Source organism: Streptomyces spinoverrucosus, from assembly GCF_015712165.1.
Taxonomy (GTDB): Bacteria; Actinomycetota; Actinomycetes; order Streptomycetales; family Streptomycetaceae; genus Streptomyces; species Streptomyces spinoverrucosus_A.
Genome location: NZ_JADPZX010000002.1, coordinates 1 through 20,114 on the forward strand (window position 1 = coordinate 1; position 20,114 = coordinate 20,114).

General features: G+C 73.0%; 16 protein-coding genes, 1 pseudogene and 1 riboswitch. Of the genes and pseudogenes, 5 read left to right on the forward strand and 12 right to left on the reverse strand.

The genetic code is table 11. The annotated features are described in order from the left end of the window. Positions 1–373 (forward strand): annotated as a pseudogene (locus tag I2W78_RS35465) (MFS transporter); the annotation flags it as partial. Further along, the gene (locus I2W78_RS35470) at positions 370–1,344 is read left to right on the forward strand and encodes a sugar ABC transporter permease (protein WP_196464852.1); all 975 of its coding nucleotides are present in this window, start codon (positions 370–372) and stop codon (positions 1,342–1,344) included. The pseudogene I2W78_RS35465 and the gene I2W78_RS35470, both read left to right, overlap by 4 nt. Here I2W78_RS35470 and I2W78_RS35475 read toward each other — a convergent pair. Next, on the reverse strand, positions 1,341–2,504 hold the full coding sequence (locus I2W78_RS35475) for an acyl-CoA dehydrogenase family protein (RefSeq protein ID WP_374222740.1): 1,164 nt from the start codon (positions 2,502–2,504) through the stop codon (positions 1,341–1,343). The genes I2W78_RS35470 and I2W78_RS35475 overlap by 4 nt on opposite strands. Positions 2,505–2,622: 118 nt before the next feature. Between I2W78_RS35475 and I2W78_RS35480 the strand changes: the two genes are divergently transcribed. Further along, complete coding sequence (locus tag I2W78_RS35480; RefSeq protein ID WP_196464854.1) at positions 2,623–4,365, forward strand: CoA transferase; 1,743 nt, start codon at positions 2,623–2,625, stop codon at positions 4,363–4,365. Continuing rightward, on the forward strand, positions 4,362–6,038 hold the full coding sequence (locus tag I2W78_RS35485) for a class I adenylate-forming enzyme family protein (RefSeq protein WP_196464855.1): 1,677 nt from the start codon (positions 4,362–4,364) through the stop codon (positions 6,036–6,038). The genes I2W78_RS35480 and I2W78_RS35485 overlap by 4 nt, the downstream gene beginning before the upstream one ends. A gap of 58 nt (positions 6,039–6,096) precedes the next feature. Here I2W78_RS35485 and I2W78_RS35490 read toward each other — a convergent pair whose 3' ends face one another. From I2W78_RS35490 to I2W78_RS35500, 3 genes are read right to left on the reverse strand one after another with little or no spacing between them, the layout of a single operon-like run. Continuing rightward, complete coding sequence (locus I2W78_RS35490; RefSeq protein ID WP_196464856.1) at positions 6,097–6,909, reverse strand: metal ABC transporter solute-binding protein, Zn/Mn family; 813 nt, start codon at positions 6,907–6,909, stop codon at positions 6,097–6,099. Beyond that, positions 6,867–7,736 carry a metal ABC transporter permease gene (locus I2W78_RS35495; RefSeq protein ID WP_196464857.1) on the reverse strand — a complete coding sequence of 290 codons (870 nt, stop codon included), beginning with the start codon at positions 7,734–7,736 and terminating at the stop codon, positions 6,867–6,869. The genes I2W78_RS35490 and I2W78_RS35495 overlap by 43 nt, the downstream gene beginning before the upstream one ends. Then, on the reverse strand, positions 7,733–8,368 hold the full coding sequence (locus I2W78_RS35500) for a metal ABC transporter ATP-binding protein (protein ID WP_196464858.1): 636 nt from the start codon (positions 8,366–8,368) through the stop codon (positions 7,733–7,735). The genes I2W78_RS35495 and I2W78_RS35500 overlap by 4 nt, the downstream gene beginning before the upstream one ends. Before the next feature lie 124 nt (positions 8,369–8,492). Beyond that, a riboswitch (cobalamin riboswitch) is annotated at positions 8,493–8,716 on the forward strand. Positions 8,717–8,889: 173 nt separating this feature from the next. Here I2W78_RS35500 and metE point away from each other — a divergent pair. Then, complete coding sequence (gene metE / locus I2W78_RS35505; RefSeq protein WP_196464859.1) at positions 8,890–11,208, forward strand: 5-methyltetrahydropteroyltriglutamate--homocysteine S-methyltransferase; 2,319 nt, start codon at positions 8,890–8,892, stop codon at positions 11,206–11,208. Positions 11,209–11,282: 74 nt separating this feature from the next. Here metE and I2W78_RS35510 read toward each other — a convergent pair whose 3' ends face one another. The 8 genes from I2W78_RS35510 to I2W78_RS35540 form a co-directional block, all read right to left on the reverse strand. Continuing rightward, the gene (locus tag I2W78_RS35510; protein WP_196464860.1) at positions 11,283–13,076 is read right to left on the reverse strand and encodes an FAD-binding dehydrogenase; all 1,794 of its coding nucleotides are present in this window, start codon (positions 13,074–13,076) and stop codon (positions 11,283–11,285) included. A 160-nt stretch (positions 13,077–13,236) separates the two neighbouring features. Then, the gene (locus tag I2W78_RS35515; protein WP_196464861.1) at positions 13,237–14,583 is read right to left on the reverse strand and encodes an MATE family efflux transporter; all 1,347 of its coding nucleotides are present in this window, start codon (positions 14,581–14,583) and stop codon (positions 13,237–13,239) included. A 26-nt stretch (positions 14,584–14,609) separates the two neighbouring features. Beyond that, positions 14,610–15,632 carry an LLM class F420-dependent oxidoreductase gene (locus I2W78_RS35520; RefSeq protein WP_196464862.1) on the reverse strand — a complete coding sequence of 341 codons (1,023 nt, stop codon included), beginning with the start codon at positions 15,630–15,632 and terminating at the stop codon, positions 14,610–14,612. Positions 15,633–15,682: 50 nt separating this feature from the next. Then, positions 15,683–16,996, reverse strand: a complete 1,314-nt coding sequence (locus tag I2W78_RS35525) for a YcaO-like family protein (protein WP_196464863.1) — start codon at positions 16,994–16,996, stop codon at positions 15,683–15,685. A gap of 79 nt (positions 16,997–17,075) precedes the next feature. Further along, entirely contained in the window at positions 17,076–17,198 is a 123-nt protein-coding gene (locus I2W78_RS41250; protein WP_260460595.1) for a hypothetical protein, read from the reverse strand. Between the two features lie 152 nt (positions 17,199–17,350). Continuing rightward, positions 17,351–18,040, reverse strand: coding sequence for a (2Fe-2S)-binding protein (locus I2W78_RS35530; RefSeq protein ID WP_374222741.1), 690 nt, complete (start codon positions 18,038–18,040; stop codon positions 17,351–17,353). A 144-nt stretch (positions 18,041–18,184) separates the two neighbouring features. Continuing rightward, the gene (locus I2W78_RS35535) at positions 18,185–19,024 is read right to left on the reverse strand and encodes an ABC transporter ATP-binding protein (protein ID WP_196464865.1); all 840 of its coding nucleotides are present in this window, start codon (positions 19,022–19,024) and stop codon (positions 18,185–18,187) included. Next, complete coding sequence (locus I2W78_RS35540) at positions 19,021–20,082, reverse strand: FecCD family ABC transporter permease (protein ID WP_196465199.1); 1,062 nt, start codon at positions 20,080–20,082, stop codon at positions 19,021–19,023. The genes I2W78_RS35535 and I2W78_RS35540 overlap by 4 nt, the downstream gene beginning before the upstream one ends. Between the last annotated feature and the right edge of the window lie 32 nt (positions 20,083–20,114).

A 20,114-nucleotide genomic window follows, 5' to 3' on the forward strand; every position in this document is an offset into this window, starting at 1 on the left:
GTCGGTGTGGCTGCCGGGCCTGCTGGCCGCCGGGGGCGGTGGGGGCGGCGCTGCTCCTCGCCGTCTCCTCGTACGCCCCGCCGCTCGCCTGGGCCGCAGCGGTGGCCGTCGGGGTGTTCGCGGTGGCCGCCAACGCGGTGTCGATGGTCTGGTGATGCAGCGTGCCGCGCCCGGTCGGGCGGGCCAGGACTCGGCGCTGGTGTCGGCCGGGTTCTTCGCCGGGTTCGCGATCGGGCCACCGTTGTTCGGTCTGCTGGCGGAAACCGGCCGGTACGGGGTCGGGTGGGGGCTCGTGGCGGGCGAGTTCGCGGCAGCGGGAGTCGTCGCCGTGGTGTGGGCGCTGCGGGAACGTCGTACGGCCGTGCGGACATGACGGCGTCGATCCCCTCGTGGGCAGATCGTGCCCTCGCTTCGGTACTCGGCAGAGTCGCCGTCACCCGCGCCGAGGTCGGCGACCGCTTCCCGCTGTTCGCGGACCCGGCCGACGGGAGGTGGACGACGACCGGGCGCGGCTCGTGGACCGGCGGCTTCTGGGCGGGGCTGTTGTGGCTGCGCGCCCGGTACACCGGTGATCCGGCGGACCGGGAGGCCGCGCGGGTCGGCACGGCCCGGCTCGCGGGCTGGGCCGAGGCGGACACCGCCACGCGGGGGCTCATCTTCTGGTACGGCACCGCCCTGGCCGACGGTGAACCCGGCCTGCGGGAGCGCGCGGCCCGGGCCTGTCTGGACTCCTTCGACCCGGAACTGGGGCTGGTGCCCTGGGGTTCGGCGTTCGGCGGGCCCCGGCTGCTCGCCCGGGTGGACGGTGTGCCGGGGCTGGTGCCGCTGCTCGCCACGGTGGACAAGGAGGCGGCCGTATCCCATCTGCGGCGCCACCTCGACCTCTGCCTCGGGCAGCGGCCACGGTGCTGGTCGTGGCAGTACGAGCCGGGCCCGGGCTGGACCGCCCGGGAGGATCCGCCCCCGGGCTGGAGCCGGGGCCCGGCCTGGCTGCTGCTGGCGACGGCCGAGGCCGCGCACCTTCTGAGCGAACCCGCCGGGGCTGCGGGCGAGTTGATGTCCGACGACCTCGTCCCGCTCGCCGACGCGGCGCAAGCCGACGGCCCTCGCGACACCTCGGCCGCCGCGATCACCGCGTCCGCCCTGCTCGTCCTCGGTCGCCGTGACCGGGCCGTCGCCGTCCTCGAAGAGCTGGTGCGCTCCCATCTGACCGACGACGGCCGCCTGTTGGACGGCTGCTACGACCTCACCTCCGCAACGGCCGTCCGACACGAGCTGATCTGGGGCGACTTCTTCCTCGCGTACGCGCTCGCCCTGCTCACCGGCCTTGTCGAGCCCGCCTAGGAACGCAGCACTCGGCGTGCCACCGACGTGATGTGCAGTTCGTCCGGGCCGTCCAGGATGCGTGCCGCGCGGCCGGTGCGGAAGAGGGCGGGCAGCGGGGTGTCCGGGCCGAGGCCCGCCGCGCCGTGGACCTGGATCGCCGCGTCGGCCACCTGCTGCAGCGTGCGGGCCGCGGCCACCTTGGCCAGGCCGACCTCGACGTGGGCGTCGAGCCCGGCGTCCACCCGGGCGACGGCCTCGTGGACGAGCGGCCGGGTGGTGCGCAGGGCCAGCAGGGACTCGAAGATGTGCCGCTGGACCAGTTGGAGGTCGCCGAGCGGACCGCGTGAGCCGGTGCGGGCCAGGGCGCGCTCACGCATCAGCTCGAAGGCCCGCTGAGCCTGTCCGAGCCAGCGCAGACAGCGCAGGGTACGGCCGAGTTGGAGGCGTTCGCCCGCGACGGTGAGGGCGGTGCCGCGTTCGCCGATCAGGTGGTCGGCGTCGACCGTCACCTCGTCGAGTGCGATCTCGGCCTGACCTGCCGCGCCGAGCACGGGCAGGTCGCGCACCACGCGGAAGCCGGCCGAGCCGGTGGGCACCAGCAGCAGTGACAGCCCTTCCCGGTGCGGCGCCGAGCCGTCCGTCCGGGCCAGTACCGTGACGAGGTCGGCGTCCGCGCCCCCGCTGGTGAACCACTTGCGGCCACTGATGCGCCACGCCCCGCCGTCGGCGGGTTCGGCGCGGGTCGCGGTGCGGAAGGGGTCGGTTCCGGGGACGTCGGGTTCGGTCATCGCGTAGCAGGCCCGCAGATCGCCGGCGACCAGAGCGGGGACGTACGTCTCGCGGACGCGCGCACTGCCGTGCCGCCACAGCATCAGGGCGTCCAGCAGCGACGCCGAGCCGAGTGCCGCCGGGCCGTGGTCGCTGGCGCCCTCGGCTTCGGCGATGTGCGCGTACGACCGCAACGGCAGCCCCTGCCCGCCGAGTTCGACGGGATGCGGCAATGCCCACAGTCCGGCGTCCTTCGCCTCCTTCCGGAGCCGGGCCAGCACGGCGCCCGCTTCCGGCCCGCCCGCGTCCAGCACCGGCTCGTGGGGCATGACCCGCCCACGGACGAATTCCGCCACCCGCTGCCGCAACTCCGCGATGTCCTGCGGGCATTGCGGCTCACCCTGCGTCACTCGCACCACTTTCCTCCGCTCCCGTGGGAACTCCGGCCGTCGCCGGTCCGACTGCTCTTGTCGTGGAACAGGTCGGGGGCGACCGCCCCCGGGTTCCCGAGCGTCAGGAAGGAAAGGCATGGCAACTCCAGCCACACCCATCACCCTGCGCACAGCCCGTCCGCTGGAGGGGCTGCGCATGGAGACCTCGGGTCCGCCCGGTCCGGCGGACGGTCTCGTTGCGGAGCATCTGCGGCTGCTGGGCGCCACGGGCGACGGCCGACCTGGTGGGCGGTTCACCCTGTCCGGGCGGCAGTCCGGGGCAGGGGCGGTCACCGCCCGTACGACGTGGGGCGACGGCGTCGTCGACGAGTCGACCGTGCAGGCGGCCACCGGCGTCATGGCGGTGCACGGCCGTCGCGACGGCGGTCCGCGGGGCCTCGCCGTCGACTACGCGGCCACCGCCACCGGAGTACTCACCGTGCAGGCACTGCTGGCCGGGCTGCTCGCACAGGCCCGTGGCGGACGCGTCCCCGGCGCGGAGGTGAGCGCGGATCGGGCCGGGTTGCTGGCCGTCTCGCAGTACCTGGCCGCAGCCGGGGCCGAGGAGGGCGAGGCCGCCGAACTGGCGCCGGGTGGACCGCCCTTCACCACGGCGGACGGGACGCACTTCGAACTGGAGACGCTCGACCCCGGCGGGTGGGCCGCGTTCTGGCGCGCGCTCGGCGCGCCCGAGGAGGCGATACGACGGGGTTGGCGGCCCTTCCAGTTCCGGTACGCCACCGCCTGCGCGCCCTTCCCGCCCGTACTGCACGTGATCGTGCGGGCGAGTCCCTGGGAGCGGGTCCGGGAGGCCGCCGACGGCTCCGGCGTGGACGTGTGCCCGCTGTCGTCGCTGGCGCGGCGGGCCGCCGAGTACGACGGCGCGCCGCCCTGGAAGCTCGCCCCGCACGAGGCGTCGTACGCCGGAGCGACGGCATCGGTGGACGCCCCGCTCGCCGGACTGACCGTCCTGGAGGCGGGCCGCCGCATCCAGGCACCGCTCACCGCCCATCTCCTCGGCCTGCTGGGCGCGGAGGTCGTCCGGATCGAGCCGCCGGGCGGTGATCCGCTGCGGGGCATGCCGCCCGCCTGTTCGGGGATCTCGGCACGCTGGCTGGCGCTCAACCGGGGCAAGAAGGCAGCCGAGGTGGACATAAAGTCCGCGGCGGACCGTGAGCGGCTGCGCGAGATGGCGGCCGAGGCCGACGTCTTCCTGCACAACTGGGCACCGGGCAAGGCCGCCCAGCTCGGCCTGGACCACGAGGACCTGGCCGCCACCAACCCGGCGCTGGTCTACGCGTACACCAGCGGCTGGGCCGGCCGGCTGCCCGGCGCGCCCATGGGCACCGACTTCATGGTGCAGGCCCGTACCGGGGTCGGTGAGGCCGCCCGGCCCGCCGACGAGCCGCCGGCGCCCTCGCTGATGACGCTGCTCGACGTGCTGGGCGGGCTGCTCGGCGCCGAGGCGGTGCTGGCGGGCCTGCTGCTGCGGGAACGCACGGGATGCGGTGTGCGGGTGGACTCGTCCCTGCTGGGAGCCGCCGACGTCCTCACCGCGCCCGCCCGCGCCCGGGCCGCGCAGGGGCTCGACCCACGGCAACCGGCGGGCTTCCGCCGTCCGCTGCGGACGGCCGACGGCTGGATCGCCCTGCCGGACCACGCCGCGATCCCGCACGATCTGCGCGCACTGTCCACCGGGCAGGCACTGGAACAGCTGCGCGGCCGCGGACTCGCGGCCGTTCCGGTCGTCGCCGATCTCGCCGACCTGCTCTCCACCCGCTCGATCGGCCGCGACGCGCACGGCGCGCCCGCCGTCCCCGCCCCCTGGAGCTTCGTATGACCGTCACCCTGCACGACCTGCTCCCCGCCGACCTGCGCCGCTCCTGGGCCGTCGACGGCACCTGCCCCGACCTGGACCTCTACAGCCTCTACCGCGCCCACCAGATCGCCGACCCGCACCGTACGGCGGTCATCGACGCCAAGGGCAAGCTCTGTTACACCGCGCTGGACCGCAAGGTGCGATGTCTCGCCGCGGGACTGTCGAACCTGGGCATACGCGCCGGTGACGTGGTCGGCATACAACTGCCGGGCGGCCGTAACGCCGTGATCGCGGACCTGGCACTGGCCGCCCTGGGTGCCGTCGCGCTGCCGTTCCCGGTGGGCCGCGGCGGACGGGAGGCGGTCTCGCTGCTCGCCAGATCGGAGGCGGTCGCGGTCGTCGCGGCCGCCGAGCACCGCGGCAACCACCATGCGGCCGACCTGCTGGCCCTGACCGGTGAACTGCCCGCCCTGCGCACCGTGATCGCGGCCGGGCCCGGCAGCCCGCCCGAGGGCGCGGTCGCGCTGTCCGAGCTGCTGCGCACCGACCCCAAGGCCTTCGTCCCGGCCCGTCCCCACCCCGACTCCGCCGCCCGCATCCTCGTCTCCTCCGGCTCGGAGTCCGAGCCGAAGATGGTGGCGTACTCGCACAACGCGCTGGCCGGCGGGCGCGGCAACTTCCTCGCCTCCCTCATGGCCGACGGGCAGCCGCCGCGGTGTCTGTTCCTGGTGCCGCTGGCCTCCGCGTTCGGCAGCAACGGCACCGCCGTGGCGCTCGCCCGGCACGGCGGCACCCTCGTCCTCCTCGACCACTTCACCCCCGAGGCGGCGCTGGAGGCTCTCGCCGCGCACCGGCCCACCCATGTCCTCGGCGTGCCGACCATGATCCGGATGATGCTGGACCGCGCCGCCGAGGGCGGCCACACGGAGTTCGCCCCGCCCACCGCCCTCGTGGTCGGCGGCTCGCCCCTGGACGAGGCCACGGCAGCGGAGGCACGGCGCGTCTTCGGCTGCCCGGTCGTCAACCTGTACGGCTCGGCCGACGGCGTCAACTGCCATACGGGACTGGCCCCCGAGAACGCGGGCGGTGACGGCCCGGGGATCCTCGCGGGCCACCCGGACCCACGCGTCGCCGACATCCGTATCGCCGCGCCCGGTACGCGCGAACTTCAGGAGCTGCCTCCTGGCACGGTCGGCGAGATCGTGGCGCGCGGGCCGATGACCCCGCTGTGCTACGTCGCCGCCCCCGACCTCGACACCCGCTACCGCACCGCCGACGGCTGGGTGCGCACCGGCGACCTCGGCCTGCTCCAGGAGGACGGCACCCTGCGGGTCGTGGGCCGGCTCAAGGACGTGGTGATCCGCGGCGGGGCCAACATCAGCCCGGCGGAGGTGGAGATCGAGCTCGCGACCCATCCGCTGGTGCGGGACGTGGTGTGCGTCGGGGTCCCCGATCCGCTGATGGGCGAGCGGCTCGCGGCCTGTGTGGTGCCGCGCGAGGGCCGGGCGCCCACGCTCGACGAGCTGTGCGCCCACCTCGACAAGCGTGGTCTGGAGCGGCGCAAGCACCCCGAACGGCTGCTTGTCGTCGCCGAGTTGCCGCTCACCCCGGCGGGCAAGCCCGACCGGGCCGGGCTGCGGGAACGATTCGGCACACAGACGACCCCCGAGCAGCCGCTGGCCCCGGCCGGCTGAGCCGCCAACGCCCTGAGGGCCGCCCGGATGGGGCGGCCCTCGTCGCGCGCGACCGTCTCTACGACGCGGCCATCGCCGTCTCCATCATCTGCGCCGCGTCCCGGTAGACCGCGAGCAGATCCAGGTCCTCGCCCGGGTAGTTGACGATGTCCACCTGCTCGGCGCCCGAGTCGGGCAGGACCGTGCCGGTCGTCATGTGCGCGTTGTTGAGTACGAGTTGGGGTTTCTTCTTCGACAGGTCGGACAGCTGCTTCGCCGTCACGGCCTCCGGCCCGTAGGTACCGGCGAGGTCCGCGCCCGCCATCTTCGCCGCCCACGTCGAGAAGACCTGGGCGACGACGGTGGGCCGCTTTCCGTCCGGCCACCGGTCCTTCAGGTCCTTTTGCAGGGTGCCGTACTCGGAGTCGAAGGACGAGGTCCACTTGGTGGCGGCGTCCTGGGTGCCGAACATCTCGGCCAGTCGGGTCACCTCGGCCTTCGCCTTGTCCGCGTCGTTGTCGAGGTTCACCTCGACCAGCTCGGCGTCGGACCCGGCCGCCTCCTTGATCTTCGCGGCGTACGGCTCGAAGGGCGCGTAGAGCACGTAGTCGGCGTCGGCCACCGCCGCGAGGTCGGAGGGCTTGGGGTCGTAGTCGGGGGCGTGCTGCACCGACTGCGGGACGATCACCTTGACGTCCTGTGCGCCCGCGGCCTTGGCGAGGGCGCCTTCCCAGGTGGTGGTGGCCACGACGACCGGCCTGTCCGAGGAGTTCTTGGCTCCGGACGACGAGGAGGACGCCGATTCGCCGCCGCAGCCGGTGGTGGTCAGGGCGAGCCCCGCGGTGAGGGTCAGTGCGAGGACGGGAGTGATACGGACGCGGGTGCGCGCCATGAGCTGATTCTCCGTTCGGGGATGAGATGGACGGCGAGGACGACCACGCCGGCGGTGAGGACGAGGACGGGCCCGGGCGGCCAGTCGAAGCGGAGCGCGACGAGGAACCCGGTGAGGTTCACGGCGATTCCGATGCCGACCGCCCAGGCGGTGATGGATTTCAGGGACGTGCCCAGGCGGCGGGCGGCGAGCGCGGGCAACAGGGTGAGGGCGTCGACGAGCAGCGCGCCGGTGAGCTTGATGGCTCCGGCGACGGCCACCGCGACCAGCACGAGCAGCACCAGGGTGAGCCGCTCGACCCGTACGCCGGAGGACAGGGCCAGTTCACGGTCGTACAGCAGCAGGGCGAGATCGCGGCGCCGCCACCAGAACAGGGCCGGGACGACGACGGCCAGGGCGCCGATCACCCACAGGTCGGCGGTGCCCACCGACAGGATCGACCCCCACAGCAGCGCGAACGCGCCCGCCGCGTTGACCCCGGAGACCGCGAGCACGAGCAGTGCGGCCGCGATCGCCAGGCTCATCAACAGGCCCATCGCCCCGGACAGCCCGTCCGGGGTGCGGGCCAGCGGCGCGACACCGGCCCCGGCGAGAGCGCAGGCGAGCAGCGCGCACAGCATCGGGTCGAGGCCGGTCAGCAGACCGACCGCGATACCGAGCAGCGCCACGTGCATCATCGCGAACCGCACCGGCATGATGTCGAGCCCGACGATCACGACACCGATCACGGGCAGGCCCACGGCCGCCAGCAGCAGGGCGACCCCCGCGCGCTGGACCGGGACGAGCTGCAGCAACTGGCCGACGTCGGCCGCGGCCAGGGCGTTCACCGCACCTCCCGCAGACAGCCCGCGGCCATCTCCAGCACCCGGTCGCAACGGTCGGCCAGCGCCCTGTCGTGCGTGACGACCACGACGGTCACCGGCAGGGACAGCAGCACGTCGGCGGCCTCCTCCTGCCCGGCGAAGTCGAGCGCCGCGGTGGGCTCGTCGGCCAGCAGCACCCCGGCGCCGGCGGCCACACAGCCGACCGCCCGTGCCAGGTACATCCGCTGCAACTGGCCCCCGGACAGCGTGTGCAACGGCCGGTCCACCAGGTGTCCCACGCCGAGCTTCGCCGCCGCCTCCACCGCCTCGGCCCGCGCGCCACCACTCGCCAGCAACTCCCCGGCCAGCAGCGGAAACCGGCCGACCGCCGGTTTCTGCGGAATCCACGCGCACACCCGGCGCCGCCACGCCCACTCGGCCGCGCTGCGGGTGTCCCGGCCTCCGACCAGGATCCGGCCGCCGCACTGGCGGTGCAGGCCGAGCACCGCCCGCAGCAGCGTGGTCTTGCCCGAGCCGTTGGTACCGGTCAACGCCACCCGCCGGCCGGCCGCGACGTCGAGGTCGACGTCCCGCACGGCCTCCACACGGCCGTGCCGGCAGGCGACATCGCGCATCACGACGTCCAGTCCGTCCATGCCACCTCCTCACTCCTCCACAGCAGTCGGAAGGAAGGGGCGGCTGGTTCCCGGCGCGTCCTCGCGTGTCCCACCTCACCATCCGAATGCCGGACGCGCCCTCCCCTCCCCCGCGCCGCCGCGTAGGCTGACCCACGCAGCTGGTTCGCCCCGTCAGCCAGGCGGGAGCGTCGTAAGAGGGAACCCGGTGGGAATCCGGGACTGCCCCGCAGCGGTGAGCGGGAACGACCGCCGTCTTACGCACTGGGCCCCGAGGAAATGGGCCTGGGAAGCGACGGCCAGTAGGTGCCTCGTACGACACGAGGCGTGCCCGCGAGTCCGAAGACCTGCCAACTGCCCGCGCGCGACCCCTCGTGCGTGGACATCCCGGTGACCTCGAGGGCGGGTCGGCGTACATACCAGGCGGACGACCGCGCAGCACCTGCTGCCGCGCGACGTGGTTTCCGTCCGGTTCGTCACCCCTTCGCGCTCTCGTCCCCGTCTCCGGGATCTCAGGGATTCATCTCGCGAAGGAGATCTCCGTGACCAGCAAGTCCGCAGCCGCGGCAGCACGGGCCACCGTGTACGGCTACCCCCGCCAGGGACAGAACCGGGAACTGAAGAAGGCGATCGAGGGCTACTGGAAGGGCCGCGTCACCGCCGACGCCCTCCGCACCACCGCCGCCGAGCTCCGCGCCGGCAACTGGCGCCGACTCGCCGAGGCCGGTGTCCACGAGGTGCCGACCGGTGACTTCTCGTACTACGACCACGTGCTCGACACCACCGTCATGGTCGGCGCGATCCCCGAACGGCACCGGGAAGCCGTCGCCGCCGACGCGCTCGACGGCTATTTCGCCATGGCCCGTGGCACCCAGGACGTGGCGCCGCTGGAGATGACCAAGTGGTTCGACACCAACTACCACTACCTCGTGCCGGAGTTGGGCCCGGACACCGTCTTCGCCGCCGACTCCACCAAGCAGGTCGCGGAGCTGAAGGAGGCCCTCGCCCTGGGCCTGACGGCCCGGCCGGTCCTCGTCGGCCCCGTCACCTACCTGCTGCTCGCCAAGCCCGCACCGGGCGTGCCCGCGGACTTCGAACCGCTCACGCTGCTGGACCGGCTGCTGCCCGTGTACGCCGAGGTGCTCGCCGACCTGCGTGCGGCCGGCGCCGAGTGGGTGCAGCTCGACGAGCCCGCCCTCGTCCAGGACCGTACGCCCGCCGAACTGAACGCCGCCGCCCGCGCCTACCGCGACCTCGGCGCGCTGCCCGACCGGCCCAAGCTGCTGGTCGCCTCGTACTTCGACCGGCTCGGTGACGCCCTGCCCGTGCTGGCCAAGTCGCCCGTCGAGGGCCTCGCGCTGGACTTCACCGAGTCGGCCGCCGCCAATCTGGACGCCCTCGCCGCCGTCGGTGGGCTGCCCGGCAAGCGCCTGGTCGCCGGTGTCGTCAACGGCCGCAACATCTGGGTCAACGACCTGTCGGCGTCGCTCACCACCCTCGGCACCCTGCTGGGCCTGGCCGACCGGGTGGACGTGGCCGCCTCCTGCTCCCTCCTCCACGTGCCCCTCGACACCGGCCTGGAACGGGACATCGAGCCGCAGATCCTGCGCTGGCTCGCCTTCGCCCGGCAGAAGACCGCCGAGATCGTCACCCTCGCGCGCGGCCTGGCCCAGGGCACCGACACCATCGCCGCCGAACTGGCCGCGAACCGCGCCGACCTGGCCTCCCGCGCGAGCTCGCCCATCACCCACGACCCGGCCGTCCGGGCCCGCGCCGCCGCCGTCACGGAGGCCGACGCCCGCCGTTCCCAGCCGTACGCCGAGCGGACCGCCGCCCAGCGCTCCCACCTCGGCCTGCCCCTGCTGCCGACCACGACCATCGGCTCGTTCCCGCAGACCGGCGAACTGCGCGCCGCCCGCGCCGACCTGAGGGCGGGGCGGATCGACGACGCCGGCTACGAGGAGCGCATCAGGGCCGAGATCCAGGACGTGATCTCCTTCCAGGAGAAGACCGGCCTCGACGTCCTCGTGCACGGCGAGCCCGAGCGCAACGACATGGTCCAGTACTTCGCCGAGCAGCTCACCGGCTACCTCGCCACCCAGCACGGCTGGGTCCAGTCGTACGGCACCCGGTACGTCCGTCCGCCGATCCTGGCCGGCGACATCTCCCGACCCGAGCCGATGACCGTGCGGTGGACGACGTACGCCCAGTCCCTCACCTCCCGCCCGGTCAAGGGCATGCTCACCGGGCCGGTCACCATGCTCGCCTGGTCCTTCGTGCGCGACGACCAGCCCCTCGGCGACACCGCCCGCCAGGTCGCCCTCGCCCTGCGCGACGAGGTGAACGACCTTGAGGCGGCGGGCACTTCGGTGATCCAGGTCGACGAGCCCGCCCTGCGCGAAACCCTGCCGCTGCGCGCCGCCGACCGCCCCGCGTATCTGGCGTGGGCGACGGAGGCGTTCCGGGTCACCACCGGTGGCGTGCGCCCGGACACCCAGATCCACACCCACATGTGCTACGCCGAGTTCGGCGACATCGTCCGGGCCATCGACGACCTCGACGCCGACGTCATCAGCCTGGAGGCCGCCCGCTCCCACATGCAGGTGGCCCGGGAGCTGGCCGCGCACGGCTACCCGCGCGAGGCCGGGCCCGGCGTGTACGACATCCACTCCCCGCGCGTCCCGAGCGCCGAGGAGGCGGCCGAACTGCTGCGCACGGGGTTGCGGGCGATCCCCGCGGAGCGGCTGTGGGTCAACCCCGACTGCGGGCTGAAGACCCGCGGTTGGCCCGAGACCCGGGCGTCCCTGGAGAACCTGGTCGCCGCGGCCCGCACGGTCCGCGGGGAGTTGTCCGTGTCCTGACCCGGACGAATCCGAAGGAGGGGCCGGGGCGCCGCGAGTGTCCCGGTCCCTCTCCGGGGGCCGACCGAGCCGGTTCAGGTCGCGGTCGCCTCGGCCGCCGCCCGTCCCGCCGCGCGGCCGGAGAACAGGCAGCCGCCGAGGAAGGTGCCCTCCAGTGAGCGGTATCCGTGGACGCCGCCTCCGCCGAAGCCCGCGACCTCGCCGGCCGCGTACAGACCGGGGACCGGGGTGCCGGACGCGTTCAGGACGCGGCCGGACAGGTCGGTCTGGAGGCCGCCGAGGGTCTTGCGGGTGAGGATGTTCAGCCGTACGGCGATCAGCGGTCCGGCGGCGGAGTCCAGGACGCGGTGCGCGGAGGCGGTGCGGCTGAGGGTGTCGCCCGGGTAGGCGAGCGCGTTGCGGATGCCCATGACCTGGACGTCCTTGGTGTACGGGTTGGCGATCTCGCGGTCGCGGGCCTCGATCTGCCGGGTGAGATCGGCAAGGTCGATCAGGTTCTTTCCCGTCAGCCTGTTCATGCCCGCCACCAGTTCCGGCAGCGTCTCGGCGACGACGAAGTCCTCGCCCCTCTCCTTGAACCGCTCGATCGGCTCCGGGGTCTGCCAGATCCGCGACAACAGCTTCCAGACGTTCTTCTCGGTCAGGTCGGGGTTCTGTTCGGAACCGGAGAGGGCGAACTCCTTCGCGATGATCTTCTGCGTGGTGACGAACCAGGAGTAGTCGTATCCGGTGTCGGTGATCGACTTCAGGGTGTGGAGTGTGTCGTATCCCGGGATGTCGGGGCTGGAGAAGCGCTTGCCGGTGGCGTCGAACCACATGGAGGACGGGCCGGGCAGGATGCGGATGCCGTGGCCGGGCCAGATCGGGTCGTAGTTCCTGAGGCCCTCGGTGTAGTGCCACATGCGGTCGGGATTGACGATCCGTCCGCCCGCCTGCTCAGTGATGGCGAGCATCCGGCCGTCCACGTGCGCGGGTACTCCGGTGACCATGGACTTCGGCGGGGTGCCGAGGCGGGCGGGCCAGTTCCGGCGGACGAGGTCGTGGTTGGCGCCGATGCCTCCGGAGGTGACGATCACGACGGGTGCGCGGAGTTCGAAGTCGCCGATCACGGTGCGGGAACTCGGCTTGCCGCGGGCGGCGTCGCTCGGCTCCAGGACCGCGCCCCGCACACCGGTGACGGTGCCGCCCGTGACCACCAACTCGTCCACTCGGTGACGGAATTCGAAGGTCACCAGCCCGTCCTCGACGGCCGCCCGCACCTTCTTCTCGAACGGCTCCACCACGGCCGGGCCCGTGCCCCAGGTGACGTGGAAGCGCGGCACCGAGTTGCCGTGCCCGTCCGCCAGGCCGCCGCCCCGCTCGGCCCAGCCGACGATCGGGAACCACTGCACGCCGAGCCCCGCCAGCCAGGACCGCTTCTCCCCGGCGGCGAAGTCCACGTACGCCTCCGCCCACTTGTACGCCCAGTAGTCCTGGCCCGACGGGTCGTCGGTCCCGCGGTCGAATCCGGCCGTACCCAGCCAGTCCTGCCAGGCGAGTTCGCGGGAGTCCTTGATGCCCATGAGCCGCTGCTCGTGGGAGTCGACGAAGAACAGGCCGCCGAAGGACCAGAACGCCTGGCCGCCCAGACTGGCCTCGGGTTCCTGGTCGAGCAGCAGTACCTTGCGTCCCGCGGCGGCCAGTTCGGCCGTGGCGACGAGTCCGGCGAGACCGTGTCCGACGACGATGGCGTCCGCGTCCGACGACGCGGCCGAGGCGGCGTACGCCGGGAGGGGAGCCTGGGCGAGGGCGGCACCGGCGAGCACGCCTCCTGCCACGGTGAGGGCATGGCGGCGGGTGATCGCGGCAGGGACGGACGAGTGCTCCATGGGCTGCCTTCCAAGGGGTGAGGAGGGGCCGCAGAGGTGGGGGGTGCTGCTGCGCGAACTGGGGTTACCGACGGTAGCCGTTACCGACGGTAGCTCAGGAGGCCGGTGGGCCGCCAGAGTCCAGCGCCGCCAACTCCCTCTCCCGGGGCTCCCCTTCGCCCTACCGCCCGGCAGCCGCGCCGTCCGCGCTTCGGAAACGGCGCCGGTAGCGCAGGTGGAGCAGCAGGGCGTACAGCGCGGCGAACGCCGTCCAGGCCAGGTAGAGGCCGGGCAGGCCGAGGCCCAGATGGACGCCTAGGAGCCAGCCGAGCGGGATGAGGAGCGTGTAGTCGGAGGTGACGGAGGCGGTCATGACGGACCGGGTGTCCCCCGCGGCCCGCAGCAGCGCGCCACGGGTCATCGCGAGCACCATCGGCGCCATGCTCAGCAGTGCCAGGGGCGTGGCGTGCCAAGCGAGTTCGGCGACTGCCGGGTCCTCGGTGACCAGGCCGATCAGCGGTCGACCGAGGGCGAGGGCAGCCGCCGACGGCAGGGCGAGCATGAGCAGCAGCAGCCTCGTGCCGGCGCGGTGCCAGGCATCGGCACGGTCGTGGTCGCCCCGGCCGAGTTCCTGCCCGGCCAGGACCATCACCGCGGATGCTCCGGAGGCCAGGACGGTGAAGACCACGAGGAGCAGGTTGTCCACGATGCGGTACGCCGCCAGCTCGTGCGTGCCCATCCGCGCGGCGAAACCGGCGAGCAGGGCCTCGTTGACATAGCCGATGCCCAGGGTGCTCATCTCCGGCCAGCCGATCCGCCACAGGCCGCGGGTGATGTCCTTCGTGCTCCCGGCGGGTTCACCGGTCGCCCGGAGCAGCCGCGTCCGGCAGTACAGCAGCAGATAGCCGGTGCCTGCGGCGGTGGCCACCAGCGTGGCGACGGCGGCGCCGGTGACGCCGAGCCCGGCCCGGAAGATCAGCAGCAGGCCGAGCGGCAGGTTCACCGCGTTGACCAGCAGCGCGGTGTACATGGAGACCCGGGTGGCGCCGATCCCGGCGCAGGCGCCCTGCAAGGTGAAGGAGACGGCGGCGACGGGCACGGCCCAGGCGAGCACGCGCAGGTAGGCGGTGCCGGACCCGATCAGGTCCTGCGGCGCGCCGAGCACGGTCAGCACCGGTGTGGCCACGGCGTACAGGAGCGCCCCGACGGCGACGCCGGCGGCGAGTGCGGTGATCAGGCCGACCCGGACCACCCGGGTGACCTCCTCGGGGCGTCCCGCACCGTGGCGTTGCGCGACCTGCACCTGGACTGCGGTCGCCCAGCCGCGTACGACGATGAGCGCCACCAGGTACACCGGCGCGGCCAGCGCGAACGCGCTCAGGGCGTCGGTGGACAGCCGGGCGAGCATGACCGTGTCCACGATGTTCAGGACGATCTGTGTGAGCCCGGCGATCAGCAGCGGGTACGCCAGCCTCCAGACGGCCCGGAGGGCCGGCCGGTCCCGGTCCGCACCGGCGGGGTCGCTCACCGATGGGTCGGTGGTGGAAGGGTCGGTCACAGCGCGGCCTGGGCGGCTTCCAGGAGTTCGATGTCGCGGTCGAGCAGGATCAGGGTGTCCACGCGCGAGTCCTTCCAGGCGAGGATGCGGTCGATGATCGCCGGAAGGGGCCCGACGAGGGCGGCTTGGTCGAGCAGTGTGTCGGGCACCGCCGCGACGGCCTCGCTCCTGCGGCCGTCGGCGAGCAACGTCCGTATGTCGCGGGCGGGTCCCTCGTAGCCCATCTGGCAGGCCACGTCGAAGTAGGTGTTGCGCACTCCGGGACCGACCGCGCCGATCAGGTGGGCGAACAGGGGCCGCAGTTCGTCACGGCCCTCCTCGACCGTGTCGGCGCGGGCCACGTACAGGATCGGGCAGATCCTCATGTCGTCCGGTGACCGGCCCGCCCGGGCGAGGCCTTCGTCCAGGGGACGGGTCAGGGCCGCCTCGTGCTCGGGGGCGTACAGTCCCGACAGCCAGCCGTCGGCGATCTCGCCGGTCAGTGCCACGCTGCGGGGTCCGATCGCGCCCAGGTAGAGGGGGATGTCGGGGCGAAGCGGTGTCATCTCCGACCTCACCGGCCGCGCCTGGCCGCTGGATCCCGGCCCCCGGTAAGGGAGTTGGTAGATCTCGCCGTCGTACGTGACACGTTCGGTGCGGGCGATGGCCTTGCGCACGATGTCGACGTACTCGCGGGTCCGCCGCAGCGGTCGGTCGTACGGCCGGCCGTGCCAGCCCTCGACGATCCACGGGACGGACAGGCCGAGTCCGAGCCGGAAGCGGCCGCCCGTCAGCATGTCGAGGGTCATCGCGGTCATGGCGGTGGCGGCCGGGGTGCGCGCGGGGATCTGCATGATGGCGGTGCCGAGTTCGATCCGCCGGGTCCTGGCGGCCAGGTAGCCGAGGACGCTCACCGCGTCGGGGCCGTACTCCTCGACGCTCCACACCGAGTCGACACCGATCTGCTCGGCGCGTTCGACGATCGGCAGCACCTGCTCGATGGGTTCTCCGCCATAGCCGAGGGCCAGCCCGAGGCGCATGCGGCGGCTCCTTCCTTGTGTCGTGAGGGGGTCGTCGGTGCTGCGGAACGTCAGGAGAACGGCAGGGGGTCGAGCATCAGGTCGCTCTCCCCGAGCGGCCCGGGGACCCAGCCCCGGGCGGCCGGTTCCTCGTACAGGCGGCGCCCGCCGAGAAAGGGGAAGGCTGCCGGTGCGTTGCAGCTGAGACCGGGCACGAGGACCCGGGCGACGTGCAGGCCCGCGGCTCGCGCCTGCGGTGTCGTCAGATCGACGGTGATGACCCGCAGGCCCGAGACCGCCCCGGTGCCGGTGGTGTCGTCGGGCGGCACGGGGCCCGGGATGCCGGGAGCCCGCAACCGGTCGAGCCGCGAGTCGTGCATGCGCGGGTCGAGCCAGAGCTGGACGTGCAGCCGGACGTCGTTGATGTCGCGCAGATCGGGCCGGAAGTCGTCCCGGTAGGCCCGGTCACCGCGGTACGGCCGGTACGGGCGGTGGCCGTGGCGGCCCGTGCGGACGCCGGTCCAGAAGTCGCCGTCGCCGTCGAGCAGTTCCAGGCCGGTCTCGTGCATGCCGACGGCCTCGGTGAGTGCCTTGGCCGCCGCGTCCTCGGCGGTGGAGCGGCAGGCGCTGCCGAAGGCGACCAGTTGCCGCCCCGGATCCTCGATGAACGCACCGACGACCGTGATGTCGAACGTCGAGGGGATGCGGAGGAAGGTCACCTCGAGGCCGGCGCTCCTGGCCTCGCCTACCGCCGCTGCGACGGGCCCGCCCGGCTCCGGAGCGAGCGCGGCGGCCTGCGCACCGCTCAGCCACCACACGGTGACGGCGTCCCGCTCCAACACCTCTTCCAGAGCGGCGCGTCGGGCCTGCTCCGGGTCGGTACCGGCCGCTGTGCCCGCGAGGAGGGGGTAGTTGGTGGGCGGCTCGGTGGAGTGCGGGCCACGGAAGTAGTTGACGTATGCCAGTGACGCGGGGACGAGGACCTCCGCGCCGTCTGTGAGGTCCGTGCCCGAGATCCAGGCGATCTCCAGGTCGCGCGTCATCGCGACGAAGGGGAAGCCGCGACGGGCGTACTGGGACGGCGCGTAGAGGGCGAACTCGCGGGGGTCGATCGCGGGCCTGCCCGCTCGGGCCAGTTGTCCGTAGGAGGCGATGGGCAGGGTGGGCGGAACGGCGTTGCCGCAGTAGCGTTCGACGGCTTCGCCCATGGCCGCCTCGCGTGCCTTGTCGTGGTCGCCGAGGGCGGCGCCTCCGGTGACGGTGTCGACCACCCAGGGAGCGAACTCCGGGCGGGCCGACAGATGGGCGCTGTAGGAGACGCAGCTCGGCACGGTTTCGACACGGGGACGGTCGCGGGTGACCCGTTCGATGAGGCCTGGCACCACGGCGTTTCGCGTTCCTCTCCGCTGGGGCGGTACGACGCGGCGCGGCGGGAGGTGACGACGTCACCCCCCGCCGCGGTGGTCAGCTTTCGGTCTGCTCGTCCTCGACGTCCTCACGCCACTCGAACGGGGCGTCGATCGCCGGGGTGTGGGACTTCAGACCCTTCTGGGGCTCCTCGGGTTCGGCCCAGCCGTGATGCGCCATGTGCGTCCTCCTCAGATCGGATTCGGATCGAAGCACAGGACCCGCCAACTCACTTGCACATCCTGTGCAGTTGCGAGCTAGTTTCAGCACCAGATTAGCGCGTGCCGCGGATTCCTCAATGCTGCTTTCCGGCCAGGAATTGCGAAAACTCATCAGGCCAGCGAACAGTCCCCGCACTTCGCTCCCGAGGGCACCCGGTAATAGAGGCAGCAACTACGCCTGCGGAAACTCAGATCGGGGCCGACGACATTTCCGGTGCCGGCCAGCCGTCGGGTGTTCAGCAGGCCGTCGACGAGGTCGGTGAGGGGTTCACGCAGGTCCGGTCTGGCCGCCAGGACAGCGCGGGCCGCTTCGACCAGCGCCGAGGCGGCGTTCCCGGCCAGCAGCCGGGGCGCCACCTTGACGCGCAGTCCGGCGGCCAGCGCGTCCAGGTGGCGGGCCACCACGACCTCGTACAGCACGTCCGGGAGGCGGGGGGTCTCGGGAGCGTACCAACCGGTGGGGGCAGCGGGCAGGCGCAGTGCGGGGCCGTCGTCGGCGCGGTGCAGCCGGTCCAGGTCGGGGACGATGCCGTGGACGACGGTGCAGGCCAGCACCGGTGACCACAGGCGCGCGGCGTGGCCGAGCTGCACGATGGAGGCGCCGATGCGCAGTTCGCGGGTGTCGTAGCGGTCGGCCGTCGCCGCGATCAGGTCGGCGACTCCACGCGCGTACGCGTCCTCGACCGGGTGCCATCCTTCGTCCGGGCCGCCCAGCTCGATCGAGAAGAAGGAACCGAGGGCGGTGATGTCCTTGAGGGCTTGGGCGACGGCGGGGGCGGGCGCCTGCCGCAGTGCATTCACAACGACTCCCATATTTCTGGTCACGGACCGAACTCGGGTCGTACGGACCGGAATTCGGGCGTACCGAATTCAGGCTCCGGGCATGGCGAGGAAGCCTCCCCGCATTTCAGTGAACGCGCGGCGGATTATGACGCTGCCATGGACTCATCTCCCCTTTCCGAAGGCATCGGCGCCGGGAAGCAGTGTGATGTGCGGTGCGCCGGTGCGGGGGTGCTCGGTCACCTCCGCGTCGACGCGGTAGACGTCGGCCAGCAGTTCGGGTGTGAGGACCTTCGCGGGGGGCCCGACGGTCACCACGCGGCCGGCGTTCATCACGCAGATGCGGTCGCAGAAGGCGGCGGCCAGGTTGAGGTCGTGCAGGGCGACGAGCGCCGTCACGCCGAGCCGGCGGACGAGGCGCAGGGTGTCGAGCTGGTGTCGCAGGTCGAGGTGGTTGGTCGGCTCGTCCAGCACCATGGTCCCCGCGCGCTGGGCGAGCGCGCGGGCGATGAGCACCCGCTGTTTCTCGCCGCCCGACAGCCGGCTGAAGGGGGCGTGTGCGAGATCGGCGGCGTCGAGTTCGCCTAGCGCCGCAGTGATGACGGCGCGGTCGTCGGCGTCGTCGCCCTCGAAGGCCCGCTTGTGCGGGGTGCGGCCCATGGCCACCACGTCGTACACCGACAGCTCGAACTCCGCCGCCGACTCCTGCAGGACGGCCGCCAGCCGGCGCGCCAGGCTCTTGCCGGACATCCGCCGGATGTCCTCGCCGTCCAGCAGCACCCGTCCCGAGGTGGGGCGCAGCGCTCGGTAGACCGTGCGCAACAGGGTGGACTTCCCCGCGCCGTTGGGGCCCACGAGCCCCACCACCTCGCCGGGAGCCACGTGCAGCGAGGCCCGGTCCACCAGTGCCCGGCCGTCGACGACGACCGAGACGTCCTCCGCGACCAGCGTGCCGGGCGCCGCCGTGACCGGGGCCGCGCCCTTCGCCGTGACTGTCTGCGTCATGCTGTCCTCCGTCGCATCAGCCACAGGAAGAAGGGGCCGCCGACCAGGGCGGTGAGGATGCCCACGGGGATCTCCTCCGGGCTCATGACGGTGCGCGCCGCCAGATCGGCGGCGATGAGGAAGGCCGCGCCGAGCAGCGCGGCGGCGGGCAGCGCACGGCGGTGGTCGGCGCCGACGAGCAGCCGTACGACGTGGGGCATGATCAGGCCGACGAAGCCGATCTGGCCGCTGACGGCGACGATCGTGCCGATCATGACGGCGACCAGGGTGAACAGCGCGGCACGGAAGCGGTGCACGTCCAGGCCGAGCGCGGCGGCGGCCTCCTCCCCCGCGAGCAGCAGGTTGAGGGACCGGCAGACGCCGAGCAGGACGGCCGTGCCGAGCAGGACGGCGGCGACGGGGATCCACACCACCGTCCAGGTGGTGCCGGCCAGTCCGCCGAGCATCCAGCGCAGCGCCGACTGCGTCTTGTGCGGGTCGTTGGAGGTGACGACGAGGAAGCTGGCGAGCGCCGACAGCACCTCGGCCGTCGCCACGCCCGCCAGTACCAGCCGCACGGTGGTCATTCGCCCGCCGGACCGGGCCAGGAAGTAGACGGCGACGAGCGCGGCGAGGGCACCGAGGAACGCCGCCACCGGCAGCGAGAACACACCGAACAGGGTGAGGTTGAAGACGACGACCAGCACCGCGCCGACCGAGGCGCCGGACGACACCCCGAGCAGCATCGGGTCCGCGAGGGGGTTGCGTACGAGTGCCTGCAGGGCCATCCCGCACACCGCAAGGCCGGCGCCCACGACGCCGGCCAGCAGTACCCGGGGCAGCCGTACGTCGATGACGATCGTCTCGCGGACGGCGGTCCAGGTCGGGTCGGCCAGAGCCGGATGCACCCGGTGCAGCAGGATGCCCCAGACCTGGTCGGGCGGGACGCCGACGGATCCGACGGCGAACCCGAAGGTCGCCGCGGCGAGCACCAGAGCGGTCAGCAGCAGGAGCACGAGTGCGTACGGGACACCGGGGCGGCGCCCGAGGGTTTCCCCGGGCCCGCTCGCGTCTGACACGTCCTGCTCGTCGGTCACGCCCTTGGCGTCGA